Source organism: Streptomyces sp. NPDC049627 (assembly GCF_044465645.1).
In the GTDB taxonomy this organism is placed as follows: Bacteria; Actinomycetota; Actinomycetes; order Streptomycetales; family Streptomycetaceae; genus Streptomyces.
In genome coordinates this window covers 178,783-201,640 of sequence record NZ_JBITLW010000002.1, presented here as the reverse complement: position 1 = coordinate 201,640, position 22,858 = coordinate 178,783, and the positions used below count along the sequence as shown (strand labels likewise).

The window sequence follows — 22,858 nt, the reverse complement described above, 5'->3', positions numbered from 1 at the left end:
GGACCCACAGCGACCGCTTATGGTGCTCTGACGGCCCGTGGGAAAAGCTGACGGCATACATAAATGGCATGCACAGCTGAAGCGCACCGACCGCCGACAAGTACTGGCCAGCGTGAACGGGCGTGACCGTGCGACCGAAGACAACAGCCGTGGATCGAGGAGAGAAGCTGTGAGCACCGAGAACGAGGGCGCCGCGGTACCCCCGGCCCCGTCCGCACCCCCCGTGCCGGTGGATGCTCCCGCTGCTCCTGCCTCCCAGGAGCATCCGGCGCCCGAGGGTGATGCCGCCCCGACCGCTCCGCTCCCGCCGGTGCCGGACAGCGCCCCGGCGAACTCCGACGGCACCCAGCCGTACACCGCCCCGGCGGCCTCGAACGGAGCTCAGCCACCCGCCCCCCAGAGCTCGGCTCCCGACGCCTCCTGGCCGCCCCCGCCGCCGCCCGGCACACCGCCGTACGCCGAAAACGGCGCCGCCGCAGGGAGCGTCGGCGCCGCTGCCGGTGCGGGTGGTGCCGGGGCGGGCGGCCCCGGTGCCGGCTGGGGTGCCACGTACCAGCAGCCGGCGCCCAAGTCCGGCCGCGGGCGGGGTGGTCTGCTCGCAGCGGTCCTCATCGCCGCGCTGGTCGCGGGCGGCCTGGGCGGCGGCCTCGGTTACACCCTGGCCAAGAACGACGACACCACCTCGTCGACGACCGTCTCCGCCTCCGACAGCGGCGGCTCGTTCAAGCGCGACCCCGGCACCGTCGCGGGCGTGGCCGCCAAGGCGCTGCCCAGCACCGTCACGATCCAGGCCGAGAGCAACAGCGGCGAGGGCGGCACGGGCACCGGCTTCGTCTTCGACAAGGAAGGCCACATCCTCACCAACAACCATGTGGTGGCCGACGCGGTCGACGGCGGCAAGCTCACGGCGACCTTCCCGAACGGCAAGAAGTACGACGCCGAGGTCGTCGGTCACGCGCAGGGCTACGACGTGGCGGTCATCAAGCTCAAGAACGCCCCGTCGGACCTCCGGCCGCTGACGCTGGGCGACTCCGACAAGGTGGCGGTCGGCGACTCGACGATCGCGATCGGCGCTCCCTTCGGCCTGTCCAACACCGTCACGACGGGCATCATCAGCGCCAAGAACCGCCCCGTGGCCTCCAGCGACGGCAGCGGCAGCAGTTCCTCGTACATGAGCGCCCTGCAGACGGACGCCTCGATCAACCCGGGCAACTCCGGCGGCCCGCTGCTCGACGCCCAGGGCAACGTCATCGGCATCAACTCCGCGATCCAGTCGGCCGCCAACGGCCTGGGCGGCACCGGCCAGGCCGGCTCGATCGGCCTCGGCTTCGCCATCCCGGTCAACCAGGCCAAGTACGTCGCCGAGCAGCTGATCAAGACCGGTGAGCCGGTCTACGCCAAGATCGGCGCCTCCGTCTCCACGGAGGACACCTCCGACGGCGCCAAGATCGTCGACCAGGGCACCAGCAGCGCGGAGCCGGTCGAGCCGGGCGGCCCCGCCGCCAAGGCCGGCCTCAAGCCCGGCGACGTCATCACCAAGCTCGACGACACGGTGATCGACTCCGGCCCCACCCTGATCGGCGAGATCTGGACCCACCAGCCCGGCGACAAGGTCACGATCACCTACGAACGGGACGGCAAGACCCACACGGTCGAACTCACCCTGGGTTCCCGCACGGGCGACAGCTGACGCCACGGGCACGCGCGCGCAGGCCCGGCTCCGACAAGAGCCGACGCCACGCGCGCGTGCCCTTTTGCCGCAGAGCCGGGAACCAGGACGCGACGAAACGCGTCCTCCCCGCCGGAAAGCGCCGTTCGCGGATTCGGTTGCCAAGGCGACGGCATGGGCGGACGGCCAGGGAGTTGTTCGCCAGGGCGCGGAGTGCGCGGTGTGCGGCGGGAGTTGCCGACCGGGCGGCGACCGTGGCCATACGTTCGGATGGGCTATCGTGCCTTCTCGACCTCGGCTGTTCGCGAATGGGAAGCAGAGCCGCGAATGGGAAGCAGAGAAGGGGACGGTCTCGCGGTGACCGATCTGGGGCGGCTCGTCGCGGGCCGGTACCTGCTGGTGGAGCGGGTGGGCAGCGGCGGCATGGGCACCGTCTGGCGTGCCGAGGACAAGCTGCTCGGCCGCCAGGTCGCCGTGAAGAAACTGCGCATCCCGCCGCATCTGCAGGACGACGAGGTCCGCACGCTCTACGAGCGCACCCGCCGCGAGGCCCGCAGCGCCGCGCGGATCACCCACCCCAATGTGATCGTCGTGCACGACGTGCTCGACGACGAGGGCGTGCCCTGCATCGTCATGGAGTACATACCCTCGGTCACGCTGAGCGACGTGGTGAAGCGGCGGGGTGCGCTGCCTCCCGAGGAAGCCGCCCGCATCGGCCGCGCCATGACCGCCGCCCTGCGCGCCGCGCACGGCGCCGGTGTCCTGCACCGGGACGTCAAACCCGCTAACGTCCTGCTGGGTGACGACGGACGGATCGTCCTCACCGACTTCGGGATCGCCATGGAGTCGGGCACGTCGTCGCTGACCAAGCCCGGTGAGTTGATCGGCTCCATCAGCTATCTGGCCCCCGAACGGCTCAGGGGCGCGCATCCCGAGACCGGCCCCGCCAGTGACCTGTGGGCCCTGGGGGCGACGCTGTACCAGGCGGTCGAGGGACGGGACCCGTTCCGCCGGCACACGCCGATCGAAACCGCGTACGCCATCGCGACGGATCCGTACGACCCCCCGCGCAACGCCGGGGACCTGACTCCCGTGATCGAGGGCCTGCTCGTCAAGGACCCCGGACAGCGCATGGACGTACACGAGGTCGAACGCCGCCTGGGCGACCTGACCGGCACACGCACCGCGCGTCTCGATCCGCCCACACGGCCGGACCGTGTCGACACCCTCGCCCCCACCGGCCGCGGGAGCGGCGGCAACCGCCGCCGCACCGTGGTGTGGTCGGCCGTGGCGGTGACCCTCGTCGCCTGTCTGGCGGGCGGTGCGGTGTGGTGGCTGAACGGCAGGACCGACGCCTCCCGTACGAGCGCGTCCGGATCCGATTCCTCCACGTCCTCCTCATCCTCCCCGTCCACTCCCTCCCCGACCAGCCCCACCGTGCCGCCGGTGCCCGCGGGATACCACCTCGCAAAGCCTGATACCGGCATCTCCGTGCCCGTGCGGGACGGCTGGACCAGGACGACGTTGCGGGGCGGCGAGATCGCCTACATCGACCCGTCGGAACTTGTGGGCCTGAGGGTCAACGTCATCGAGTTCGCCGGCAGCGACCCGCTGCAGCACTGGCGCGAAACGGAGGAGGACCAGACTGCCCGCGACAATCCCGGCTACGAACGGGTGCGGATGGCCGAGACGACCTTCCGGGGACGCCCTGCCGGGTACTGGGAGTTCACCTTCGACGGCCGGGCACGCAAGTACCGGGCGGCGGAGCTGGCCTTCGCGAGCACCGACGGCACCCAGTACGTGATCTACCTCTCCGCCCCGGACGAGCAATGGCACGAGTACCGCCCCGCCTTTGACACCGCCGTCAACGGCGTCCGCCTGGGCGACGACACCTGACGCCAGGCCGGCCCTCACCGCCCATCCGGACCACGAACCCCGCGCAACGCGCGGTGCCGGTACGCTGTACCCGCTCCGCCCCAGGTGGGCCGGGGCCGAGGTGGGTTGCCCGAGCGGCCTAAGGGAACGGTCTTGAAAACCGTCGTGGCGCGAGTCACCGTGGGTTCAAATCCCACACCCACCGCAGGTGAACGGCCCCTGACCAGGTAACTCGGTCAGGGGCCGTTCTCGTGAGCGTTGTCCGCAGGGAGCACGCCGACTGGCCATATCTGGACGGTGAGCAGCCCGGCGAGCATCAAAGCCGCCACCGCAGAGAAGACCCGCGGCTTCCGCCGGCCCCGTCCCGAAGCCTGGCGGGTCAGCTCCCAGAATCGCACCAGACCGCCGCTATCCCTGGTGGCCGCATCTCCGGAAGAAGTCCATGGTCCGGCTTAGGTCCGCTGCAAGCGTCCGACCTGCGTGGTGCGCTTGGAACCGGTGCCGCCGAGAGATCTCGAAAAGGGGCGTGGCGCGAGTCACCGTGGGTTCAAATCCCTCACAGCTCTCTTGGCTCACGGCTTCTTCGCGACAGTCCGCTTGGCGGTTCGTCCGCCGCTGCTGCGAGTGCGCCCCGGAGCGGCAGACGCTCCCTTCCGCCTGCCCGCAGCCGGCTCTTCCTCTGCCGCCGACTCGGCCGACTCGGCCGGTGCAGCCGCTCCGGTCGGCCACTTGAACTCGATCTCCAGCTCGATCTCCCTGTCACTGACTTCGAGCTCGATCTCGCTGCGAAGATCGGCGGGGATCCGCAAGCTCAGCTTCCAGGGGTCGATTTCCAGTTCGGCTTCCCCGCCCTGCCTGAGCGCGGCCGCGAGCGCCTCCAGCTGATCAGCGGCCTCAAGACGTGACAGCGAGCGCTTCTGCTCGAGCTTGAGGTCCTTCATGACGTCTCCGATCCAGCGTGAATATCAGATAACGCTCATTTTGGTACCAATTGTGCGCCCCGGCTCCTGGGCGCGCAGCAGCCGCAGCTGCCCGATCTCCGCGGTGTTCTTCATCAGCTCGGCGTTCACCCAGCCGATCATGTGGGCGACGGTGTACTGCGGGTCGTCCGGCCAGGGGAACGGCGCGGTGGCATCCAGGTCCGTGTCGTCGAGCCGGTCCAGCGCCACCAGCCAGTCGGCGCGCAGGTCGCGCAGCCAGGCGATGGTCGCGGTCCCGTCGCCGGGCCAGGTCACGTCGGTCCGCTGCCGTGGCGGGCGGCCTCGCAAAGGGGCGGTGGCCACGCTCCACCACCAGCATCCAGCAGTGCGGCACCGGTTCCCACAGGAAGTCCTCGGGCCGGAGCCGGTCGAGGTGGTACCCGAACAACGACCAGGTCAGATCGAATCGCCAGCGCATCAGCTCAGGTCGCGAAACGCTCATCGGTCGACCCTAGAGCTCGTGGTCCCGCGCCAACTCCTCCCACGGAACCTCCCGCAGCGCCTCCTCCGCGTCGCAGCCGGACGGCACGTGCGGGGTGGGCTGAAACCAGATGACCGTGAGGGCGGAGCGGTAGAGGACGGGGTCGTGGTCGGCGTCCAGGGCGGTGGAGTGGAAGACGCCGACGCAGGCCACCGCCGGAAGCACCTCGACCGGGCCGAACGCGCCCGCGTACTGGTCGGGATACTCGCGCGGCGGCGGGACGAGGTGGACCGGAACGGAGGAGTGGGTCAGCTCGGCCGCGTCGCGGACGAGGCCCTTGATCTTCTTGTCGTTCACCGGCTTGCAGGGGTAGCCCTCCAGCATTCCGCCGTACGCCGAGGACATCCGCAGCTCGGAGAGGTACAGCGAGCGGCCGGATGTGAGGACGATGCGGGTCAGCGACATGGTCGGCACTCTAGGGCGGTGGTGCATCGAGCTCCCGTGCATTTCAAGGCTGTCGGACGCAGAGCCCGCCGGACGCAGAGCCCGCCGGACGCAGAGCCCGCCGGACGCAGAGCCCGCCGGACGCAGAGCCCGCCGGACGCAGAGCCCGCCGGATTTGAGCCCGCCGGGATGCAAGACCCGCCCGACGTCGCCGTCCGTCAGGGCCGGTGCCCCGTCATCCGCGCCGCCGACCCGATGGTCGCCCGGGCTTCACGTTCGGTCAGGCCCGTGTTGAGGGCCGCCTCGACGAGGGGTTCGACGAGGGCGGGGCCGATGCCGTCCTCGTAGGCGCGGCAGGCCGCCCAGAACAGACGGGTGTTGCGTTGGCCCTCGTGCGCGGCGAGCACGAACTGGACGAGTCCCTGGCCGTGGCCGCCGGTGGCCGGGGGCGTGGGGTGGTGCATGCGGGGTGGAGGGAGCAGAAGGCGCAGGAGGGCGCGCGGGCAGGGCGCGGGGGCGATGTGGGAGGTGCCGGGTGCGGTGCTGTAGACGCCGTGGTCGGTACGGGAGCCGGGGCCGACGAGGTAGCCGCCGGCGCCCCGGATGTCGATGCCGGGTGCGAGGCGGCCCGCCGAGTTGGGGACGACGACGTCGGGCGGGCCGGTCAGCCAGAGGTGGCGGCCGCCGCTGGGGGTCAGGACGACCACCGTGGGCGGAATCGTGAACAGGTGGCGCAGCGCCAGTTCGCGCAGGGCGGCCGAGGAGTCCGTACCGGACTTGGTGTCGAGGTCGATGCCGATGAGGTTGTGGGGAGGCAGGCCGCACGCGATGCCGTAGCCCGTCGCCCAGGGGGCGGCCGCGAAGAGTTCGCGGATGCGGGCGGGGTCGGTGGAGGCGTCGTAGACCCCGTGCCCGACGCGGCCGCATTCGCCGTGGCAGGGCTTGGGATCGGGGTCGTCGCGGTGGGGAGAGCGCAGGGCCGGGAGCTTCGTCCGGGACAGGGGGATGACGGCCAGTCCGCGCTCGGCGGCTGACAGGGCGTGTGCGAGGGCCAGCGTCGTGGCCTGCCGGTCGGTGGTGGCCATGCCTCTATGTTCGTACGAGTGTTCGAAAAAGGAAAGGGGAAATGGGTGCGCCCCGCCGGTCGACGCGCCGGTCCGCGGAGATTGGCCGGAAGTGAGCAGGAACGCTTCACCGCTTGTGGGGCTTGGGGTGGAGCTGTCTGCACTGTCATCGTCTGCGGGGTTTGGTGTGGTGAAAGGGGTTTATCGACTTGTCATCACGCTTGAGGGCGAATAGCGACTTCCAGGGTGGTTCGCCAGGGATTCGGTGGGCAACTCTGATCTCGCGACGTCGTGCAGGACTCCGGGGCGGTCGGCCAACTGCCTTGGGATCGGCAGTACTTCACGCACCACCTATGCGTCCGGCTGGGGAGCCTGGACGCACCTGTTCTGGAGGAACAACATGGCAAGCATCCGTACCGCCCGCGTCATCGCAGCCGTCTCCGCCCTCCCGCTCGCCGCCGCCCTGTTGGCCGGCGTCGCCGCGGCGGACAACGGTGCCATCGCGGACGACGGATCCAGCGCGGCCGTAACGAACACCGTCCAGGGCATCTTGGGCAGCGGGGTCGGCGGCGACAACTACGGCACCGCGTCCACCACCCAGCAGCAGGCGACCGGCTCCGGCGCCTCGAACCAGAGCAACACCGCCCAGGTCAACGGCTCCGCCTTCACGGCCCTCAACCAGGGCGACGACAACGCGGCCGTCAACTTCACGCCGCTCTGGTGGTGAGCTGAGGGGGCCGGTGCCCCGGTGCTCACGCACCGGCCCCCTCGAATGTCTCTCGGGTGTGCTCTTGGGGTGTAACGCGTCTGCGCGGCGGTACTTCGGTGCCGCCGCGCAGGCGTTTCGGCGTTGCCGCAGGCGCTCTTGGCGGCCTTGACAGTGAGTCGTATCTGACGGACAGTCAGAAACCTTCGTGGGGCTCCGCGGCCTCGCCGACCGCCGCACTCCGTAGAAGTTCCAGGAAGTCCGGGGACCTCGTGGGACGCCGTCGGACGTCATGGGGAACTCGTGGGAATCCGGGAAGCAGTGGGAACCGGATCGGCGGCTGCGGTGTACCAGAAGTGTCAGTGCGATGCGCCGTGGGGCGACGAGGCCGGTGAGGACGAGGGGGCGACGGTGAGCTACGAGCCGGGGGCGAGTCACGAGGTGGCGACGGGCGACGCGCTCGAGGCGAGGCTGAAGGCCTACGAGGGCGAACCGGCCGCGGTCGCCCGCGCCGGCAAGGACGCCGTCAACGCGCCCATGATCCGGCACTGGTGCGAGGCGATGGGCGACACCAACCCGGCGTACTCCGGACCGGACGCCATGGCACCGCCCACCATGCTCCAGGCGTGGACCATGGGCGGCCTCTCCGGCCATTCGGGACGCACGCACGCGTACGACGAACTGCTCGGCCTGCTCGACGAGGCGGGCTGCACCTCGGTCGTCGCCACCGACTGCGAGCAGGAGTACCTACGGCCCCTGCGGCCCGGGGACGAGATCACCTTCGACTCGGTGATCGAGTCGGTGTCGGAGCGGAAGACGACCAAGCTCGGCACGGGGTACTTCGTCACGACCCGCACGGACATCCACGTCGGCACCGACCTCGCGGGCACCCACCGCTTCCGCATCCTCAAATACACGCCCGGACGCCGCGCCGAGCAGCAGCAGCCGGACCGGCGGCAGAGACCACCGCGCCCCCGCCCTGTCGTCAACCGTGACAACGCCGGCTTCTGGGAAGGCGTCCGGCGCCGCAGCCTGCTCATCCAGCGCTGCACCGACTGCGGCACCCTGCGCCACCCCTGGCTGCCGGGCTGCAACGCCTGCGGCGGCCTGGAGTGGGACACGGTCGAGGCGAGCGGCGAGGGGACGGTCTATTCGTACGTCGTGATGCACCACCCGCCCTTCCCCGCCTTCGACCCTCCTTACGCGGTCGTACTCGTCGAACTGGCGGAGGGGGTACGGATGATCAGCAACGTCGTGGGCGTGCCGTACGACAAGGTGCGGATCGGCATGCCGGTGCGGCTCGAATTCCAGGTGTACGACGACGAGTCGGTGCTGCCGGTCTTCCGTGCGCGGGAGGAGGCCGCATGAACGCCGGAGAGGAACTGCCCCCGCTGGAGATCCCGATCACCCGCACGCTGATCGTCGCCGGCGCCCTCGCTTCGCGTGACTACCAGGACGTGCACCACGACGCGGAGTTGGCCCGCGATAAGGGGTCCCCCGACATCTTCATGAACATCCTGACCACGAACGGCCTGGTCGGCCGCTACATCACCGACCACTTCGGACCGACGGCCGTACTGCGCAGAGTGGCCATCCGACTCGGGGCGCCCAACTACCCGGGGGACACCATGGTGTTGAGCGGCACGGTCGAGGACGTCGACGGTGACACGGCGACGGTACGGGTGGTCGGGGCCAACGGCATCGGCAGACATGTGACCGGCACGGTGACGGTCACCGTGCCGGTCACGGCGACCACGGGCACGGTGCCGTCGCAGACCACGGGCATGGTGCCGCCGGAGGGTCAGGGGACGGTGCCGTCGGAGGGTCCGGCATGAGCGTGCGCGAGCGGGACGCCCTGGCCGGGCGGGCGGCGATCGTCGGTGTCGGGGCCACCGAGTTCTCCAAGGACTCGGGACGCAGTGAGCTTCGGCTGGCCGTGGAGGCGGTGCGGGCCGCGCTGGACGACGCGGGGCTCACGCCGGGGGACGTGGACGGGATGGTGACGTTCACGATGGACACCAGCCCGGAGATCACCGTGGCCCAGGCCTGCGGGATGGGCGAGCTGTCCTTCTTCTCCCGCGTCCACTACGGCGGCGGCGCGGCCTGCGCGACCGTCCAGCAGGCGGCGCTCGCCGTGGCGACGGGGGTGGCGGAGGTGGTGGTCTGCTATCGGGCGTTCAACGAGCGGTCGGGGCGGCGCTTCGGCTCGGGAGTGCAGCACCGGGAGCCGTCGGCGGAGGGCGTGGCGCTCGGCTGGTCGCTGCCGTTCGGGCTGCTCACGCCCGCATCCTGGGTGGCGATGGCGGCCCAGCGGTATCTGTACACGTACGGGCTGACGCCGGAGGTGTTCGGGCATGTGGCGGTGACGGACCGCAAGTACGCGGCGACGAACCCTGCCGCGTACTTCCACGGCAGACCCATCACCCTCGCCGACCACGCGGCCTCGCGCTGGATCGTCGAGCCGCTGCGACTGCTGGACTGCTGCCAGGAGACGGACGGCGGCCAGGCGCTCGTCGTCACGACCGTCGAGCGGGCCCGTGACCTGCCCCACCCCCCGGCCGTCATCGCGGCGGCGGCCCAGGGCGCCGGCCGAGGGCAGGAGCAGATGACGAGCTTCTACCGGGACGACCTCACCGGGCTGCCGGAGATGGGCGTGGTGGCGCGGCAGCTGTGGCGGACGGCGGGGCTGGGGCCGGAGGAGATCGACGTCGGAATTCTGTACGACCACTTCACGCCGTTCGTGGTGATGCAGCTGGAGGAGTTCGGGTTCTGCGGAAAGGGGGAGGCCGGGGACTTCGTGGCCGAGCAGCAGCTGCCGCTCAACACGCACGGGGGGCAGCTCGGGGAGGCGTATCTGCACGGGATGAACGGAATCGCGGAAGGGGTGAGGCAGGTGCGGGGGACGTCCGTGAACCAGATACCCGGGGCGGAGCGGGTGCTGGTGACGGCCGGTACGGGGGTGCCGACGTCGGGTCTGATCCTTGCCACGGACGCGTGACCTGACCCGGCGTTGCTGCTGATGCGTGACTCGCGTCGGGTTTGCTGCGGAGGGGTACGTCGGTCCGCGTCGGGGTTTGCTGCGGAGGGTACGTCGGTCCGCGTCGGGGTTTGATGCCGAGGGATGCGCTGGCCCGCGTCGGGGTTTGATGCCGACGGGTCCCGCGACTCGCGCCGGGGTTTGCCACCGAGGGGTGTCGCGACTCGCGCCGGAGTCGCTGACGAGGGGGGACCCGACCCGGCCGTGCTTCGCCGCCTACGGGTCCCCCGACCCACACGGGGTTTGCCACCGACGGGCCCGACTCGCCCCGGAGTCGCCGCCGAAGGGTCCTCCACCCCGTCCCGCGGCTTGCCGCCGACGGGCGCCCGTGGCCTGCCGCCCATGAGTCCCCCGGCCTGCAGCCCGCGAGTGCACCTGGCTTGCCGCCGACGCGCGCCCCGTCCCCTGGCTTGCCGCCGACGCGCGCCCCGTCCCCTGGCTTGCCGCCGACGCGCGCCCCGTCCCCTGGCCCGCCGCCGACGCGCGCCCGTGGCCCGCCGCCCGCGAGTGCCCCCGGCCTGCAGCCCGCGAGTGCCCCCGGCCTGCAGCCCGCGAGGGCCCCGGACAGCCGCAGACGCACGCTCCGTCCCCTGGCCCGCGCCCCGCCCCCCCGCCCGCCGCCGACGCACGCCCCCGGCTCGCCGCCCGCGAGTGTCCCCGGCCTGGCACCGACGCGCGCCCCGCCCCCTGGCCCGCCCCCGACGCGCGCCCGTGGCTCGCCGCCCGCGAGTGCCCTCCGGCCCGCCGCCCACGAGTGCCCCCCGGCCCGCCACCCACTAGTCCCCCCGACAGCCCACGACCCCCTCCCGACCTCCAGCCACGGGTCCCCGCCCCCGACCTGCCACCCCGGATGCCCCCGACCTGCCACCCCGGACACCCCCGACCTGCCACCCCCGACGCCCCCCAGGGGCAATCCCCCAGTAACCGTCCCCCCCTCGTCCACCTTCAGGAGGTGGAGTCAGCCCCACCCCTACAACCTGAGGCGGACGCTGCTTCGGCACCTGCGGCCGATCCGCTGAAGCAGGGGTCGCTCATAGCGTGGAGCCATGACCACACCCGTCTGCACCAGCGCTTCCGACGCCGCGCCGCGGGCTTTTCCGAACGCGACGTACCCCTCCTTCACGTCGTATGTGCGGGCCCGTCAGCCGGTGCTGCTGCGTACTGCCCGGTCGCTGACCGCCAACCCGAGCGACGCGGAGGACCTGCTGCAGACCGCGCTCACCAAGACCTACGTCGCCTGGGAGCGCATCGAGGACCATCGCGCGCTCGACGGCTATGTGCGCAGGGCGCTGCTGAACACGCGGACGTCGCAGTGGCGCAAGCGCAAGGTCGACGAGTTCGCCTGCGACGAGATGCCCGAGCCGGAGCCCCTGCCCGGCCACGACGACGACCCGGCGGAGCGGCAGGCGCTGCACGACGCCATGTGGCGGGCGATCATGCGGCTGCCGGCGCGGCAGCGGGCGATGGTCGTCCTGCGGTACTACGAGGACCTCAGCGAGGTCCAGACGGCCGAGGTCCTCGGGGTGTCCGTCGGCACGGTGAAGTCGGCGGTGTCGCGGGCGCTGGGCAAGCTGCGGGAGGATCCTGAGCTGGGGCTCGTTCGGTAGGCCGGACAGGTTTCGGGGGAAATGGGGACAGATGGCCGTCCCCGCTGCGTCGGCGACCCCCAGACGGGCCGAGTTTGTCAACGTGACCTGATCGATCAGCGGCCCCTAGTGACATACCGAGCGGTATGTGCGCAGAATCTCGGCAACCCTTACTACCGCGTAGGCAATGTCGCCCCGGGAGGACGCCGTGCTGAGCACCATGCAGGACGTACCGCTGCTGATCTCGAGGATCCTGACCCACGGGTCCACGATCCACGGCACATCGCAGGTCACCACGTGGACCGGCGAGGCCGAGCCGCATCGCCGTTCCTTCGCCGAGGTCGGTGCCCGTGCGGCCCAGCTGGCGCACGCCCTGCGCGAGGACCTGGGCGTCGCCGACGACGAGCGGGTCGCGACCCTGATGTGGAACAACGCCGAGCACGTCGAGGCCTACTTCGCCATCCCCTCCATGGGCGCGGTCCTGCACACCCTCAACCTCCGCCTGCCCGCCGAGCAGCTGGCCTGGATCGTCAACCATGCGGCCGACCGGGTCGTCATCGCCAACGGCTCCCTGCTCCCCCTGCTGGCCCCGCTGCTCCCGCACCTCAAGACGGTCGAGCACGTGGTGGTGTCGGGGCCGGGTGACCGTTCCCTCCTCGCGGACGCCTCCGTCCAGGTGCACGAGTACGAGGAGCTGATCGGCGGCAAGCCGACGACGTACGACTGGCCGGAGCTGGACGAGCGGCAGGCCGCCTCCATGTGCTACACCTCCGGCACCACGGGCGACCCGAAGGGCGTCGTCTACTCCCACCGCTCGATCTACCTGCACTCCATGCAGGTCAACATGACCCAGTCGATGGGGCTGACCGACCAGGACACCTCGCTCGTCGTGGTCCCTCAGTTCCACGTCAACGCCTGGGGCCTGCCGCACGCCACCTTCATGACCGGCGTCAACATGCTGATGCCGGACCGCTTCCTGCAGCCCGCGCCCCTCGCCGAGATGATCGAGGGCGAGAAGCCGACCCACGCGGCCGCCGTGCCCACCATCTGGCAGGGCCTGCTCGCCGAGCTCACCGCCAAGCCGCGGGACGTCTCCACCCTCGGTCAGGTGACGATCGGCGGCTCGGCCTGTCCGCCCTCGCTCATGCAGGCGTTCGACAAGCTGGGTATGCGGGTCTGCCACGCCTGGGGCATGACGGAGACCTCGCCGCTCGGCACGGTCGCCCGCCCGCCGGCCCACGCGGTCGGCACGGAGGAGGAGTTCGCGTACCGCCTCACCCAGGGCCGCTTCCCCGCTTCCGTCGAGGCCCGCCTCACCGGTCCCGGCGGCGAGCGCCTCCCCTGGGACGGCGAGTCAGCCGGCGAGCTGGAGGTCCGCGGCCCGTGGATCGCGGGCGCCTACTACAACGGCCCCGACGCCGAACCCCTGCGCCCCGCCGACAAGTTCAGCGAGGACGGCTGGCTGAAGACCGGCGACGTCGGCACCATCTCCGCCGACGGATTCCTCACCCTCACCGACCGCGCCAAGGACGTCATCAAGTCCGGCGGCGAGTGGATCTCCTCCGTCGAGCTGGAGAACGCGCTGATGTCCCACCCGGACGTCGCCGAGGCCGCCGTCGTCGCCGTCCCCGACGAGAAGTGGGGCGAGCGCCCGCTGGCCACGGTCGTCCTCAAGGAGGGCGCCACCGCCGACTTCGAGACCCTGCGCGCCTTCCTCGCCGACGAGGGCAAGATCGCCAAGTGGCAGCTCCCGGAGCGCTGGTCGGTCATCCCGGCGGTGCCGAAGACGAGCGTCGGCAAGTTCGACAAGAAGGTGCTGCGCAGGCAGTACGCGGAGGGCGACCTGGACGTCACCCGGCTCTGACACGCAAAAGGCGGCCGGGACGAGGCGGGTTCGTCCCGGCCGCCGAGCATTTCACTCCGGTACGGCGCCTTCCCTGCCGTACCCCCCTACCGCGCTACGGCGCCTTCGCTGCCGTACCCCCTACTGAGGTACGGCGCCTCAACCGCCGTACGGCTCATGCCCCGGCGGAAACGCGTCACCGCCGCCCCGCAGTCACCCCCCACCCCACCACCAGCCAAACCCCCGCCACCGCACACACTCCGCCCCACCCCCACTGCCCGAAGGCGAAGCCCGCCAGGGCCGAGGCGCTGGCGCCGCCCGCGAAGCCGGCGACGACGTAGGCGCTGTTGGCGGTCGCGGGGGAGGGCGTGGTCGTCAGGGCGAGGGTCTGGTTGGCGACGTGGGAGGCGACGAGGGCGGCGTGGATGGCGACGGCGGCCACGAAGAGCGCGGCCATCACCCGTCCGCCGAGCCAGAAGAGCGGCACGGACACGGCCGCGAGCAGATACGCGGACCGTACGACGCGGGCGGCGCCGAAGCGGTCGACGAGGCCGCCCGCGAGCGGGGCCACGACAGTCGCTGCCAGCCCGAAGAGGCCGAAGAGTCCGGCGGTCGCGGTCGAGAGGGCGTACGGCTCACCCGTCAGCAGCAGGGCCAGCGAGGTCCACAGGGCGCTCCAGGCGCCGTACATGCCGGCCTGCCGCAGGCAGGCGCGCCACAGGTCGGGGGAGCGGCGCACCAGGCCGGGCATCGCGGTGAGGCCCGAGAAGAGGCCGCCGGGGCCGCCGGTGCGGCGGGGGCGTTCGGAAGGCAGGACGGCGGCCGTGAGCAGACCGAGGACCGCGGTGAGGACGGCCGCGCCCAGGAACACCCACCGCCAGCCGAAGGCCTGTCCGGCGAGGCCGCCGAGGACGCGGGCCGCGACGATGCCGGTGAACAGTCCCGCGATGACGGCGGCGACATGACGGGCGCGGCGTTCGGCGGGGGCGCGTTCGGCGACGAGGGGGACCAGAAGTTGCGGGACGACGGTCGCCGCGGAGGCGACGAGGACCGCTGCCGCGAGCGCAGTCGTGCCGGAGGCCGCGGCACCCACGGCCAGGGCCGCGGTCGTGGCCAGCGAGAGTACGGCGACCAGCGGACGCCGGCTCACGCGGTCGCCGAGCGGGGCGAAGAACAGCAGGCCGGCGGCGTAGCCGAACTGCGCGACCGAGGCGATCCAGGCCACGGCCGAGGGAGCGGTGCCGAAGTCCCGGGCGATGAGGGAGAGCAGCGGGGCCGCGACGTAGATGTTGGCGGCGGTGACGGCGGAGCAGAGGGCGATGAGGGGGAGGAAGAAGCGGGAGGGGGTGTCCGCGACCGTCGGCTGACGAGCGGGCCTGACCTGCTGTTCCGTGGGCGCCTGCGACATGAGCGGAGTGACTCCTTCGAGTCGGCTCTAGTAACTAACTGGTTGGTTGGCACTGACTCGAACAGTCTGCTCCGCCCGCCCATTCCCGTCAACCAAATAGTTGGTTACCACCCCGCTACCCTGAACCCATGGCAGTGAGGGACGCCGAGGCCACCAAGGCCCGGATCTTCGAGGCGGCGGTCGCGGAGTTCGCCCGCTACGGCATCGCGGGCGCCCGCGTCGACCGCATCGCGGCCGAGGCGAAGGCCAACAAGCAGCTGATCTACGCCTACTACGGCAACAAGGCGGAGCTGTTCACCAAGGTCCTCGGGCAGGTCATGCTCGACCTCGCCATCGCCGTCCCCGTCGACCCGGACGACCTCGACGGCTGGATCGACCGCCTGATGGACTACCACGAGGCCCACCCCGAGGTGCTGCGGCTGCTCCTGTGGGAGGGCCTGGAGTACGGCACCGACGAGCTGCCCGACGAGACCGAACGCAAGGAGCACTACCGCCACAAGGTCGCCGCGCTCCAGGACGGCCAGGACCGCGGCATCGTCACCGACGCCATCCCGGCCCACGACCTGCTGTTCCTGCTGATCGCGGTGGCCGACTGGGCCACCGTCGTCCCTCAGATGGCCCGCATCCTGGTCGGCGGTGCCGACACCGACCGCGACCGGCTGCGCGCCTCGGTGAAGGAGGCCGCGCGGCGGATGGTCGCGAGGTAGGGGCCGGGCCCCTCGTGCGGATCCGGTCCTAGTTGGTCCCGATCCGCGCCAGCAGGTCCACGATCCGCGCCTGCACCTCACCGCTGGTGGACCGCTCGGCGAGGAACAGCACCGTCTCGCCGGAGGCCAGCCGCGGCAGGTCGGCCTGGTCGACGGCGGCCGTGTAGACGACGAGCGGGGTGCGGTTGAGCTGCCCGTTCGCGCGCAGCCAGTCGACGATCCCGGCCCGGCGCCGGTGCACCTGCATCAGGTCCATCACGACCAGGTTGGGCCGGAAGTCGCCCGCCAGCGTCACCGCGTCGGTGTCGCTCGCGGCCCGTGCCACCTGCATCCCGCGCCGCTCCAGCGTCGCCGTCAGGGCCAGCGCGATCTCCGCGTGCTCCTCGATGAGCAGGACGCGCGGCGGGTGCTGCTCGGTGTCCCGCGGCGCGAGCGCCTTCAGCAGAACGGCGGGATCGGCGCCGTACGCCGCCTCCCGCGAGGCCTGTCCGAGCCCCGCCGTCACCATCACCGGCACCTCGGCCGCGACAGCGGCCTGCCGCAGCGACTGCAGCGCGGTCCGCGTGATCGGCCCGGTCAGCGGGTCGACGAACAGCGCGGCCGGGAACGCCGCGATCTGCGCGTCGACCTCCTCGCGCGAGTGCACGATCACCGGCCGGTAGCCGCGGTCGCTCAGCGCCTGCTGGGTCGTCACATCCGGCGCGGGCCACACCAGCAGCCGCCGCGGGTTGTCCAGCGGCTCCGGCGGCAGCTCGTCGTCCAGCGGCTGCGGGCGCGGGGTGTCGGCGATCTCGATGGCACCGCCGGGCCCGTCCAACGGCTCGGGCCCCTCGGCGGCGTTCTCGTCCGGAGCGCCTATGGCGTACGACCGTCCGGCGCCCTCGGTCATCGGCGCCAGCCGCGACTGCCCGGCCTGCGACGGCTGGGGCTGGCCGCCGAGCGAGGGCTGCGGGGGCACCGGCTGCGCGGGCACCGGCTTCTCGGCCTGCGGATGCGGCCGCGCCGCCTGCTCCGCCGGGGCGGACGCCCGCGCGGCGGGGTCGGGCGGTGTACCCAGCTTGCGGCGCCGCCCGCCGCCACCGGTCTGATGCGGGGGAGGCGTGGCCGTCGGCTGGGCCGCCTGCGGGAGAGCGGCCTGCGAGGGCTGCTGCACCTGCGCCGCCTGCCGCGTGAACGGCACCCCCTGCCCCAGCGTCCGCACACTGATCGCCCGGCCCTGCGTCGAGTTCGGGTCGACGGGGGCACCGGGGACACCCGGAGCGGCGGCCTCGGCGGGCAGGGGCTGCGCCGCCCGCTGCTGCGGATTCGGCGCTGCCGCCGCGGCTTCGGGGGGCAGCGGGGTGCCCGGAGCCGGCGTGCCGGCGGCGGGCTGGGGCTGCGCCGGATGCGGGGGCTGGGGCTGCTGGGGGGCCTGCGGGTTCGGCGGTACGGGGGTGGCGGCGCCGTTCGGCGGCACGAGAGCGTCGGCCGCGTGCGGGGGCACGGGGGGTGTGGCAGCGCCGTTCGCCGGTACGGCCGTCCCGGCGCCCGGGGTGGCGTCGGCGGCGGGCCACGGCTGCGGGGCCGGAACGCCCTGGGCCGGCGTGCCCTGCGCGGGGACGCCGGGGCCGGGGGCCGCCTCGGCGGGGAGGGCCTGACCCGGAACCGGCTGCGCGGGCGTGGCCCGGCCGGGCACCGGCTGCCCCGGAACCGCCTGGCCCGCAACAGCCGGAGCGGCCTGCCCGGGCGCAACCTGAGCAGCGGCAGCCTGCGCCGGAACGCCCTGCCCCTGCACGTTCTGCGCAGGAACCCCCTGCGCAGGCGTCCCGGCCGCCTCCGCCGGCTGGCCCACGGCCCGTCGGCGGCGCCCGGTCGGTGCGCTGGTCGGATGCGGCTGCGGCGGCGTGTGGTCCGCGGCCTGGTCGTGCGGTACGGCGTCGTGCCGGCCCTCGTCGGCGAGAACGTCACCGGGAGCGCCCTGCCCCGGAACCGGCGCCTGCCCCGGAACCGGCGCCTGCCCAGGAACCGGACCCGGACCCGGGTGCTGCACCGGAGCCATCGGCGAGGCCGGCGACACAGCCGTAGCCCCAGTCCCCGCGGCCCCAGCCGCAGCCGGAGGCGACACCGCCTCGGCGTCGCCGCCCTGCACCTCCACCCCGACAGCCGCACCCCGGTCGGCCTCGGCCGGCGGCAGCGCGAACACCTTCCGGGGCCCCGCCTCCTGCGCCTGCGCGGCACCGCGCTCCGCCGCCGAGGCCAGGGCACGCCGACGCCGCCCGGTCGGCTGAGAAGCCTCACCCGCGTCGGTCGTACCGGCCCCGGAAGGCGGCTGAGCCCCGTCACCGGCCGCAGGCAGCGCGGGTGGCAGAGCGTGCTGCTCCCCGCCGTCACGCCGGGCGCGTCGCCCACCGGGCGCGGGCACGCCCTGCGGCGGTACGGTCCCGCCCAGGCCGTTGCCCACGGCGGCGGTCCCCGCCGCATGCTCGGCGGCGGTGACGACGGCGCCCTCGGCGACACCGTCCCCGTTGTCCTCGGCCGGGCGTCCGCGCCGCCGTCCCGTACCGCCGGAGACGTCGCCGCCACCGTCTCCCGCACCCGGGGGAAGCTCCGTCGCCTGGGGGAGTTCCGCCGCGGCCGCGCGCCTGCGCCGCCGTCCGGTGGGCGCCGCACCCTCGGGCTCGGCGCCGCCCTCCGCCTCGGGCACGTCGCCGCTGTCCAGGAAGGCGTCCACGGAGGACCGCCGGGCCCGCCGCCGCCCGCTGCCGGCACTCTGCTCGGCCCCCGCGGCGGCACCCTCGGCCCCGTCACCGGCCTCAGCCGCGGCGGCCTCGACCTGCGGTGCCTCGCCCGGGGTGGCGGGTACCGCCCCGGCCCCACCCCCGATCGGCACCTCGAGGACGTACGCGCTGCCGCTCATCCCCGGCACCTCGTGCGTCTGCAGCACCCCGCCGTGAGCCCGCACGATCCCGCGCACGATCGGCTCGTGCACCGGGTCTCCCCCGGCGTACGGCCCGCGCACCTCGATCCGTACGACCTCACCGCGCTGCGCCGCGGCGACCACGACGGTGTTGTCCATGTAACCGCCCGCCGACACGGGCGAGTTGCCGGTCGCGTCGACCCCGGCGACATCCGCGACGAGATGCGCGAGCGCGGTGGCGAGGCGCTGCGGGTCGACCTCGGCCTCGATGGGCGGCGCGTGCACGGCGAACTGCACCCGACCCGGCCCGATGAGCTCGACGGCCCCGTCGACACCGGCGGCGACGACGGCGTCGAGCATCACCTTCGTACGGGACACGTCGTCGGTACCGGAGTCGAGGCGCTGGTAGCCGAGGACGTTGTCGATCAGCGTGGTGATCCGCGAGTACCCGGCGGACAGATGGTGCAGCACCTGATTGGCCTCGGGCCACAACTGCCCGGCGTCGTCCGCGGCGAGCGCCGCCAGCTCACGGCGGAGCTCGTCGAGCGGCCCGCGCAGCGAGCGCCCGAGCAGCGTCAGCAGCTGCTCGTGCCGGCCCGCGAGCGCCTCGTACCGGTCCTTCTCCCGCTCCCCGAGCGCGGCGTACCGCTCCTCACCGGCGGCGAGTTCCTCCTGGTGCCGCTCCTGCAGCTCCTCGGCCTCGGCGACATGCCTCTGCCGCAGGGCGGTCAGCTCGGAGGCGTGCTCCTCGGCGAGCCGCTCCAGCTCCTCCTCGTGCCGCTGCTCCGCGGCAGCCTTCTCCTCGGCGAGGGTGTCGTAGGGCCGCCGGTCGGTGAAGGTCATCACGGCGCCGACGAGCTGGTCGCCGTCCCGCACGGGCGCGGTCGTCAGATCGACGGACACCTTGTCCCCGCCCTTGGACCACAGCACCTGCCCGCGGACCCGGTGCTTGCGCCCCGAGCGGAGGGTGTCGGCGAGGGGCGACTCCTCGTACGGGAAGGGAGACCCGTCCGCCCGCGAATGCAGCACGAGCGTGTGCAGCTCCCGCCCACCGAGATCACTGGCCCGATAACCCAGTATCTGAGCGGCGGCGGGGTTGACCAGCACGATCCGCCCGTCGGTGTCGGTCCCGACCACACCCTCGGACGCGGCCCGCAGGATCATCTCGGTCTGCCGCTGCGAACGCGCGAGCTCGGCCTCGGTGTCGACGGTCCCGGTCAGATCCCGTACGACGAGCATGAGCAGCTCGTCGCCGCTGTACCCGTACCCGTCGTAGGCCTGCTGCCCGTTCTCGAGATTCGCGGACGTGACCTCGACCGGGAACTCGCTCCCGTCCGTCCGCCGGGCCATCATCCGGGTCGGCTTGGTCCGCCCCTGCGGGTCCATGTGATCGGGCCGCCGCATGGAGCCGGGGATGAGCTTGGAGTCGAAATGCGGCAGCAGATCGAGCAACCCGCGCCCGACCAGAGCGGTCCCGGGCGCCTCGAAGGTCTCCAGGGCGATGGTGTTGGCGTTGACGACGGTCCCATTGGCGTTGACCAGCAGCAACGCATCGGGAAGCGCGTCGAGTATGGCTGCGAGGCGAGCAGCGCCTCGGGATGGCCTGCTGCTCACGAGACGCTTCCTCCCTGTTACCGCACCTTGCCGACCGCTCGGGCCATCTTGCCAACCGGCCCGCAGCGTGTCACGCGAGGGAGTCTAAGGGCTGGGGTTGCGCTCGCGACGCCGGATGAGAGGGAGGTCGCACGACGAAGTGACCCAGAACGTATGACCGCCTGTGCGGAAGTCCTGCCCGCGTTCCCGCCCGCGCTCCTGCCTGCTCCCTTCCGGCACCCTCCGGCTTCGCGAGACCTTCGCGGGACATTTACGCGGCCGCTGCTTCCCCCTTGGAAAGCCTGTACGAAAGCTGTACGGCGACGTACCGGAGCCCCCGCTTCCCGCTCCCGCGGGGGGACGCGACGGCCTACGACCGCCCCTCCGGCCGCAGATCGGGAAGAACCGGCACAAGCCGGTCCCACCGGCCGATCTCACATCCGTCACTTCGGTCGAACCTCGCGTCGACGGGACGCCCGGCCCAGGTCCCGGTGACATGAGCGGTGGCGGGCCCGCCGTACTGCATGGTGCAGAAGCCGCCCTCCGGTACGGCAGCGAAGGCGTCCTTGCCCCACCGGGCACCGCGATCGAGCGCCGCACAGGCATCGGCGGCATCGGGGTGGTCGCCCCCGCTGGGGTGGCAGTAGAGCTCACGGGTCCCGTCGTCACCGCCGCCGGCGTCGCGGACGGTGATGGTGAGGTGGTCGCCGAAGCGGCCGGGGTCGTGACGGGGCGGGGTCTTGAGGGGCACGGATCCGGCCGGGGAGGCGCGTGGGGCTCGGGCGTCGTATGGGGTCTGGGGGGCGTATGCGGCGGCGTCTGGGGAGGCGTAGGGGGCCTCGGCGTATGCGGAGGCCGGCGCGACGGAGGTGGAGCCGACGGCGGCGAGGGACCCGGCGGCGACGAAGAAGAGCCGCCGCAGGCGCCCGGCCGAGGCGGAACGATCGACCTGCAACATGACCTGACCAACGCCGCCCCGCCCCCCGACGTTGCGCCGCGCGCAGCACGCCGGGAAGGGCTTTGCCCTGTGGCCTCCCTGCCTAGTACCGTGGACGTCGATTGGTGACACCCCGCTCGACTGTGTCATCATCTGCACGCACCAATCGCGCTCGCGCGAGCGGCTGTGCTGGAGGCGTCGCCTAGTCCGGTCTATGGCGCCGCACTGCTAATGCGGTTTGGGCCTTAAAGCCCATCGAGGGTTCAAATCCCTCCGCCTCCGCGCTAGATCACAAACCCCGGTCCACTGGACCGGGGTTTCGTGGTTCCACGGCACTTGCGATCGGCGCGCCCCTCGGCTCCGGATCCAGGGCATTTCCGCAGGTCACAAGGGGTACGGCTAACGGATTTCACATGGCGGCGCCGGTCATGTAATGTTCTTCCTGTCGCCGCGAGCGGGCCGGAAGGGCCGGGAACGGCGGGAAAACAGAACAAGCACTCGTAGCTTAACGGATAGAGCATCTGACTACGGATCAGAAGGTTGCAGGTTCGAATCCTGCCGAGTGCACACAGGTGAGAGGCCCCGGAGAGATCCGGGGCCTTTTGCGTGCACGGGCCTCGGCGACACCGGCCAGGCTGCCTTCGCGAGTACGTCATGGCGCGCCTCGGCCGGCGCGGGCTCCATCTCCTCCTCGGCGTCCTGGACTGAAGCGGGGGACTACTACGGACTACAACGCTGTGGAACCCGTGACCGCCGATGAGGCCCGCGAGCTACTGGGGACGGACGAGCTGACGTGTGCGCACGTCTAGGACTTCGACGTCTTCCCACGGTCTCGACGGGCCGGCCGATGCGCGGTCCTGCACGACGAGCAGGGCAAGCCCCGGGAGATCTTCTTCTGGGGCCACTCGGGCGACTGAGCCGCAAGGCGGACGACGGGGCGTGATGGCGAACTCGTCGAGTGGGTGGACGAGCTGCGGTGGGAAAATGTGTCGCCGTCGGCTGCGGCAGAACCGTACCGTCGTGTGCATGAAGCTGCTCTCCGTCAATGTCGGCAAGCCTCAGCCCAACCCCTGGAAGGGGCTCAGTGCGACGGGCATCGACAAGCGGGCTGTGGACGGGCCGGTTGCCGTGAGTGCCCCCGGGCCCAAGGGCACCGGAGCCGTGGGGCTCGCGGGGGACCGGGTTTATGACGTGAAGCATCATGGCGGTACCGACCAGGCCGTGTACGCCTATGCCCGCGAGGATCTCGACGCGTGGGAGGCCGAGCTGGGCCGGCCGCTGGCCGGCGGTGTCTTCGGGGAGAACCTCACGACCCTTGGACTCGACGTCAACGGCGCGGTGATCGGCGAGCGTTGGCGCATCGGGGCCGACGTGGTGCTGGAGGTGTCGTGCCCGCGGATTCCGTGCGGGACGTTCCAGGGCTGGCTGGAGCAGGACGGCTGGATCAAGCGGTTCACGCGGGCCGCCGTGCCGGGCGCCTATCTGCGGGTGATCGAGCCGGGCGACATCCGGGCCGGCGATCCGGTCGAGATCGTCCACCGTCCCGCTCACGACGTGACCGTCGCCCTCACCTTCCGCGCGATGACACTCGAACCGGACCTGCTGCCGCGCCTGTCGGTCGCCGAGGAACTGCCCGAGGAGATCAGGGAAATGGTCCACAGGCGTACGGCCGGACAGGCACCGCGACCGTAA

The 22,858-nt window shown here is 72.2% G+C and carries 16 protein-coding genes, 3 tRNA genes and 1 pseudogene; 13 read left to right on the top strand and 7 right to left on the bottom strand.

All coding sequences use genetic code 11. From position 1 onward, the window contains the following. Positions 1-169 precede the first annotated feature (169 nt). The 3 genes from ACIBU0_RS05880 (at position 170) to ACIBU0_RS05870 (ending at position 3,749) form a co-directional block, all read left to right on the top strand. Positions 170-1,690, top strand: coding sequence for a trypsin-like peptidase domain-containing protein (locus ACIBU0_RS05880; RefSeq protein WP_398812237.1), 1,521 nt, complete (start codon positions 170-172; stop codon positions 1,688-1,690). 306 nt (positions 1,691-1,996) lie between these two features. Further along, positions 1,997-3,565, top strand: coding sequence for a serine/threonine-protein kinase (locus tag ACIBU0_RS05875; protein WP_398812234.1), 1,569 nt, complete (start codon positions 1,997-1,999; stop codon positions 3,563-3,565). Positions 3,566-3,664: 99 nt separating this feature from the next. Next, a tRNA-Ser gene (locus tag ACIBU0_RS05870) sits at positions 3,665-3,749 on the top strand. A gap of 367 nt (positions 3,750-4,116) precedes the next feature. Here ACIBU0_RS05870 and ACIBU0_RS05865 read toward each other — a convergent pair. From ACIBU0_RS05865 to ACIBU0_RS05850, 4 genes and pseudogenes are all read right to left on the bottom strand, one after another. Further along, positions 4,117-4,485 (bottom strand): amphi-Trp domain-containing protein, encoded by a 369-nt coding sequence (locus tag ACIBU0_RS05865; RefSeq protein WP_398812231.1) that lies wholly within the window; start codon positions 4,483-4,485, stop codon positions 4,117-4,119. Positions 4,486-4,509: 24 nt separating this feature from the next. Further along, positions 4,510-4,966, bottom strand: a pseudogene (locus tag ACIBU0_RS05860) (DinB family protein). 9 nt (positions 4,967-4,975) lie between these two features. Beyond that, a complete protein-coding gene (locus ACIBU0_RS05855) occupies positions 4,976-5,410 on the bottom strand; it encodes a hypothetical protein (RefSeq protein ID WP_398812228.1) in 435 nt (144 codons plus the stop codon). A 197-nt stretch (positions 5,411-5,607) separates the two neighbouring features. Continuing rightward, a complete protein-coding gene (locus ACIBU0_RS05850) occupies positions 5,608-6,474 on the bottom strand; it encodes a bifunctional DNA primase/polymerase (RefSeq protein WP_398812224.1) in 867 nt (288 codons plus the stop codon). 379 nt (positions 6,475-6,853) lie between these two features. Between ACIBU0_RS05850 and ACIBU0_RS05845 the strand changes: the two genes are divergently transcribed. The 6 genes from ACIBU0_RS05845 to ACIBU0_RS05820 all read left to right on the top strand — a co-directional run bounded on the left by ACIBU0_RS05845 (position 6,854) and on the right by ACIBU0_RS05820 (position 13,646). Beyond that, positions 6,854-7,180, top strand: a complete 327-nt coding sequence (locus tag ACIBU0_RS05845; protein ID WP_398812221.1) for a hypothetical protein — start codon at positions 6,854-6,856, stop codon at positions 7,178-7,180. A gap of 390 nt (positions 7,181-7,570) precedes the next feature. Next, the gene (locus tag ACIBU0_RS05840; protein WP_398812218.1) at positions 7,571-8,527 is read left to right on the top strand and encodes a bifunctional MaoC family dehydratase N-terminal/OB-fold nucleic acid binding domain-containing protein; all 957 of its coding nucleotides are present in this window, start codon (positions 7,571-7,573) and stop codon (positions 8,525-8,527) included. Beyond that, complete coding sequence (locus ACIBU0_RS05835; protein WP_398812215.1) at positions 8,524-8,994, top strand: MaoC family dehydratase; 471 nt, start codon at positions 8,524-8,526, stop codon at positions 8,992-8,994. Before ACIBU0_RS05840 ends, ACIBU0_RS05835 begins: the two co-directional genes overlap by 4 nt. Further along, entirely contained in the window at positions 8,991-10,157 is a 1,167-nt protein-coding gene (locus ACIBU0_RS05830; protein WP_398812212.1) for a lipid-transfer protein, read from the top strand. The genes ACIBU0_RS05835 and ACIBU0_RS05830 overlap by 4 nt, the downstream gene beginning before the upstream one ends. A 1,085-nt stretch (positions 10,158-11,242) precedes the next feature. Next, complete coding sequence (locus tag ACIBU0_RS05825; protein WP_398812209.1) at positions 11,243-11,803, top strand: SigE family RNA polymerase sigma factor; 561 nt, start codon at positions 11,243-11,245, stop codon at positions 11,801-11,803. 166 nt (positions 11,804-11,969) lie between these two features. Beyond that, positions 11,970-13,646 carry a long-chain fatty acid--CoA ligase gene (locus ACIBU0_RS05820; RefSeq protein WP_398812206.1) on the top strand — a complete coding sequence of 559 codons (1,677 nt, stop codon included), beginning with the start codon at positions 11,970-11,972 and terminating at the stop codon, positions 13,644-13,646. A 175-nt stretch (positions 13,647-13,821) separates the two neighbouring features. Here ACIBU0_RS05820 and ACIBU0_RS05815 read toward each other — a convergent pair whose 3' ends face one another. Then, positions 13,822-15,033: an MFS transporter gene (locus ACIBU0_RS05815; protein WP_398812203.1), complete on the bottom strand. Its 1,212-nt coding sequence runs from the start codon at positions 15,031-15,033 to the stop codon at positions 13,822-13,824. A 128-nt stretch (positions 15,034-15,161) separates the two neighbouring features. On the opposite strand from ACIBU0_RS05815, the gene ACIBU0_RS05810 reads away from it, so the two are divergent. Continuing rightward, positions 15,162-15,740 carry a TetR family transcriptional regulator gene (locus ACIBU0_RS05810; RefSeq protein WP_398812200.1) on the top strand — a complete coding sequence of 193 codons (579 nt, stop codon included), beginning with the start codon at positions 15,162-15,164 and terminating at the stop codon, positions 15,738-15,740. Between the two features lie 28 nt (positions 15,741-15,768). On the opposite strand, the gene ACIBU0_RS05805 is transcribed toward ACIBU0_RS05810, so the two are convergent. Beyond that, positions 15,769-20,250, bottom strand: coding sequence for a PAS domain-containing protein (locus tag ACIBU0_RS05805; protein WP_398812198.1), 4,482 nt, complete (start codon positions 20,248-20,250; stop codon positions 15,769-15,771). Between the two features lie 349 nt (positions 20,251-20,599). Next, positions 20,600-21,187, bottom strand: coding sequence for an SSI family serine proteinase inhibitor (locus ACIBU0_RS05800; RefSeq protein WP_398812195.1), 588 nt, complete (start codon positions 21,185-21,187; stop codon positions 20,600-20,602). 170 nt (positions 21,188-21,357) lie between these two features. On the opposite strand from ACIBU0_RS05800, the gene ACIBU0_RS05795 reads away from it, so the two are divergent. The 3 genes from ACIBU0_RS05795 to ACIBU0_RS05785 all read left to right on the top strand — a co-directional run bounded on the left by ACIBU0_RS05795 (position 21,358) and on the right by ACIBU0_RS05785 (position 22,858). Continuing rightward, positions 21,358-21,448 (top strand) — tRNA-Ser (locus ACIBU0_RS05795). A 212-nt stretch (positions 21,449-21,660) separates the two neighbouring features. Beyond that, positions 21,661-21,733, top strand: a tRNA-Arg gene (locus ACIBU0_RS05790). A 459-nt stretch (positions 21,734-22,192) separates the two neighbouring features. Beyond that, positions 22,193-22,858, top strand: a complete 666-nt coding sequence (locus ACIBU0_RS05785) for an MOSC domain-containing protein (protein WP_398812192.1) — start codon at positions 22,193-22,195, stop codon at positions 22,856-22,858.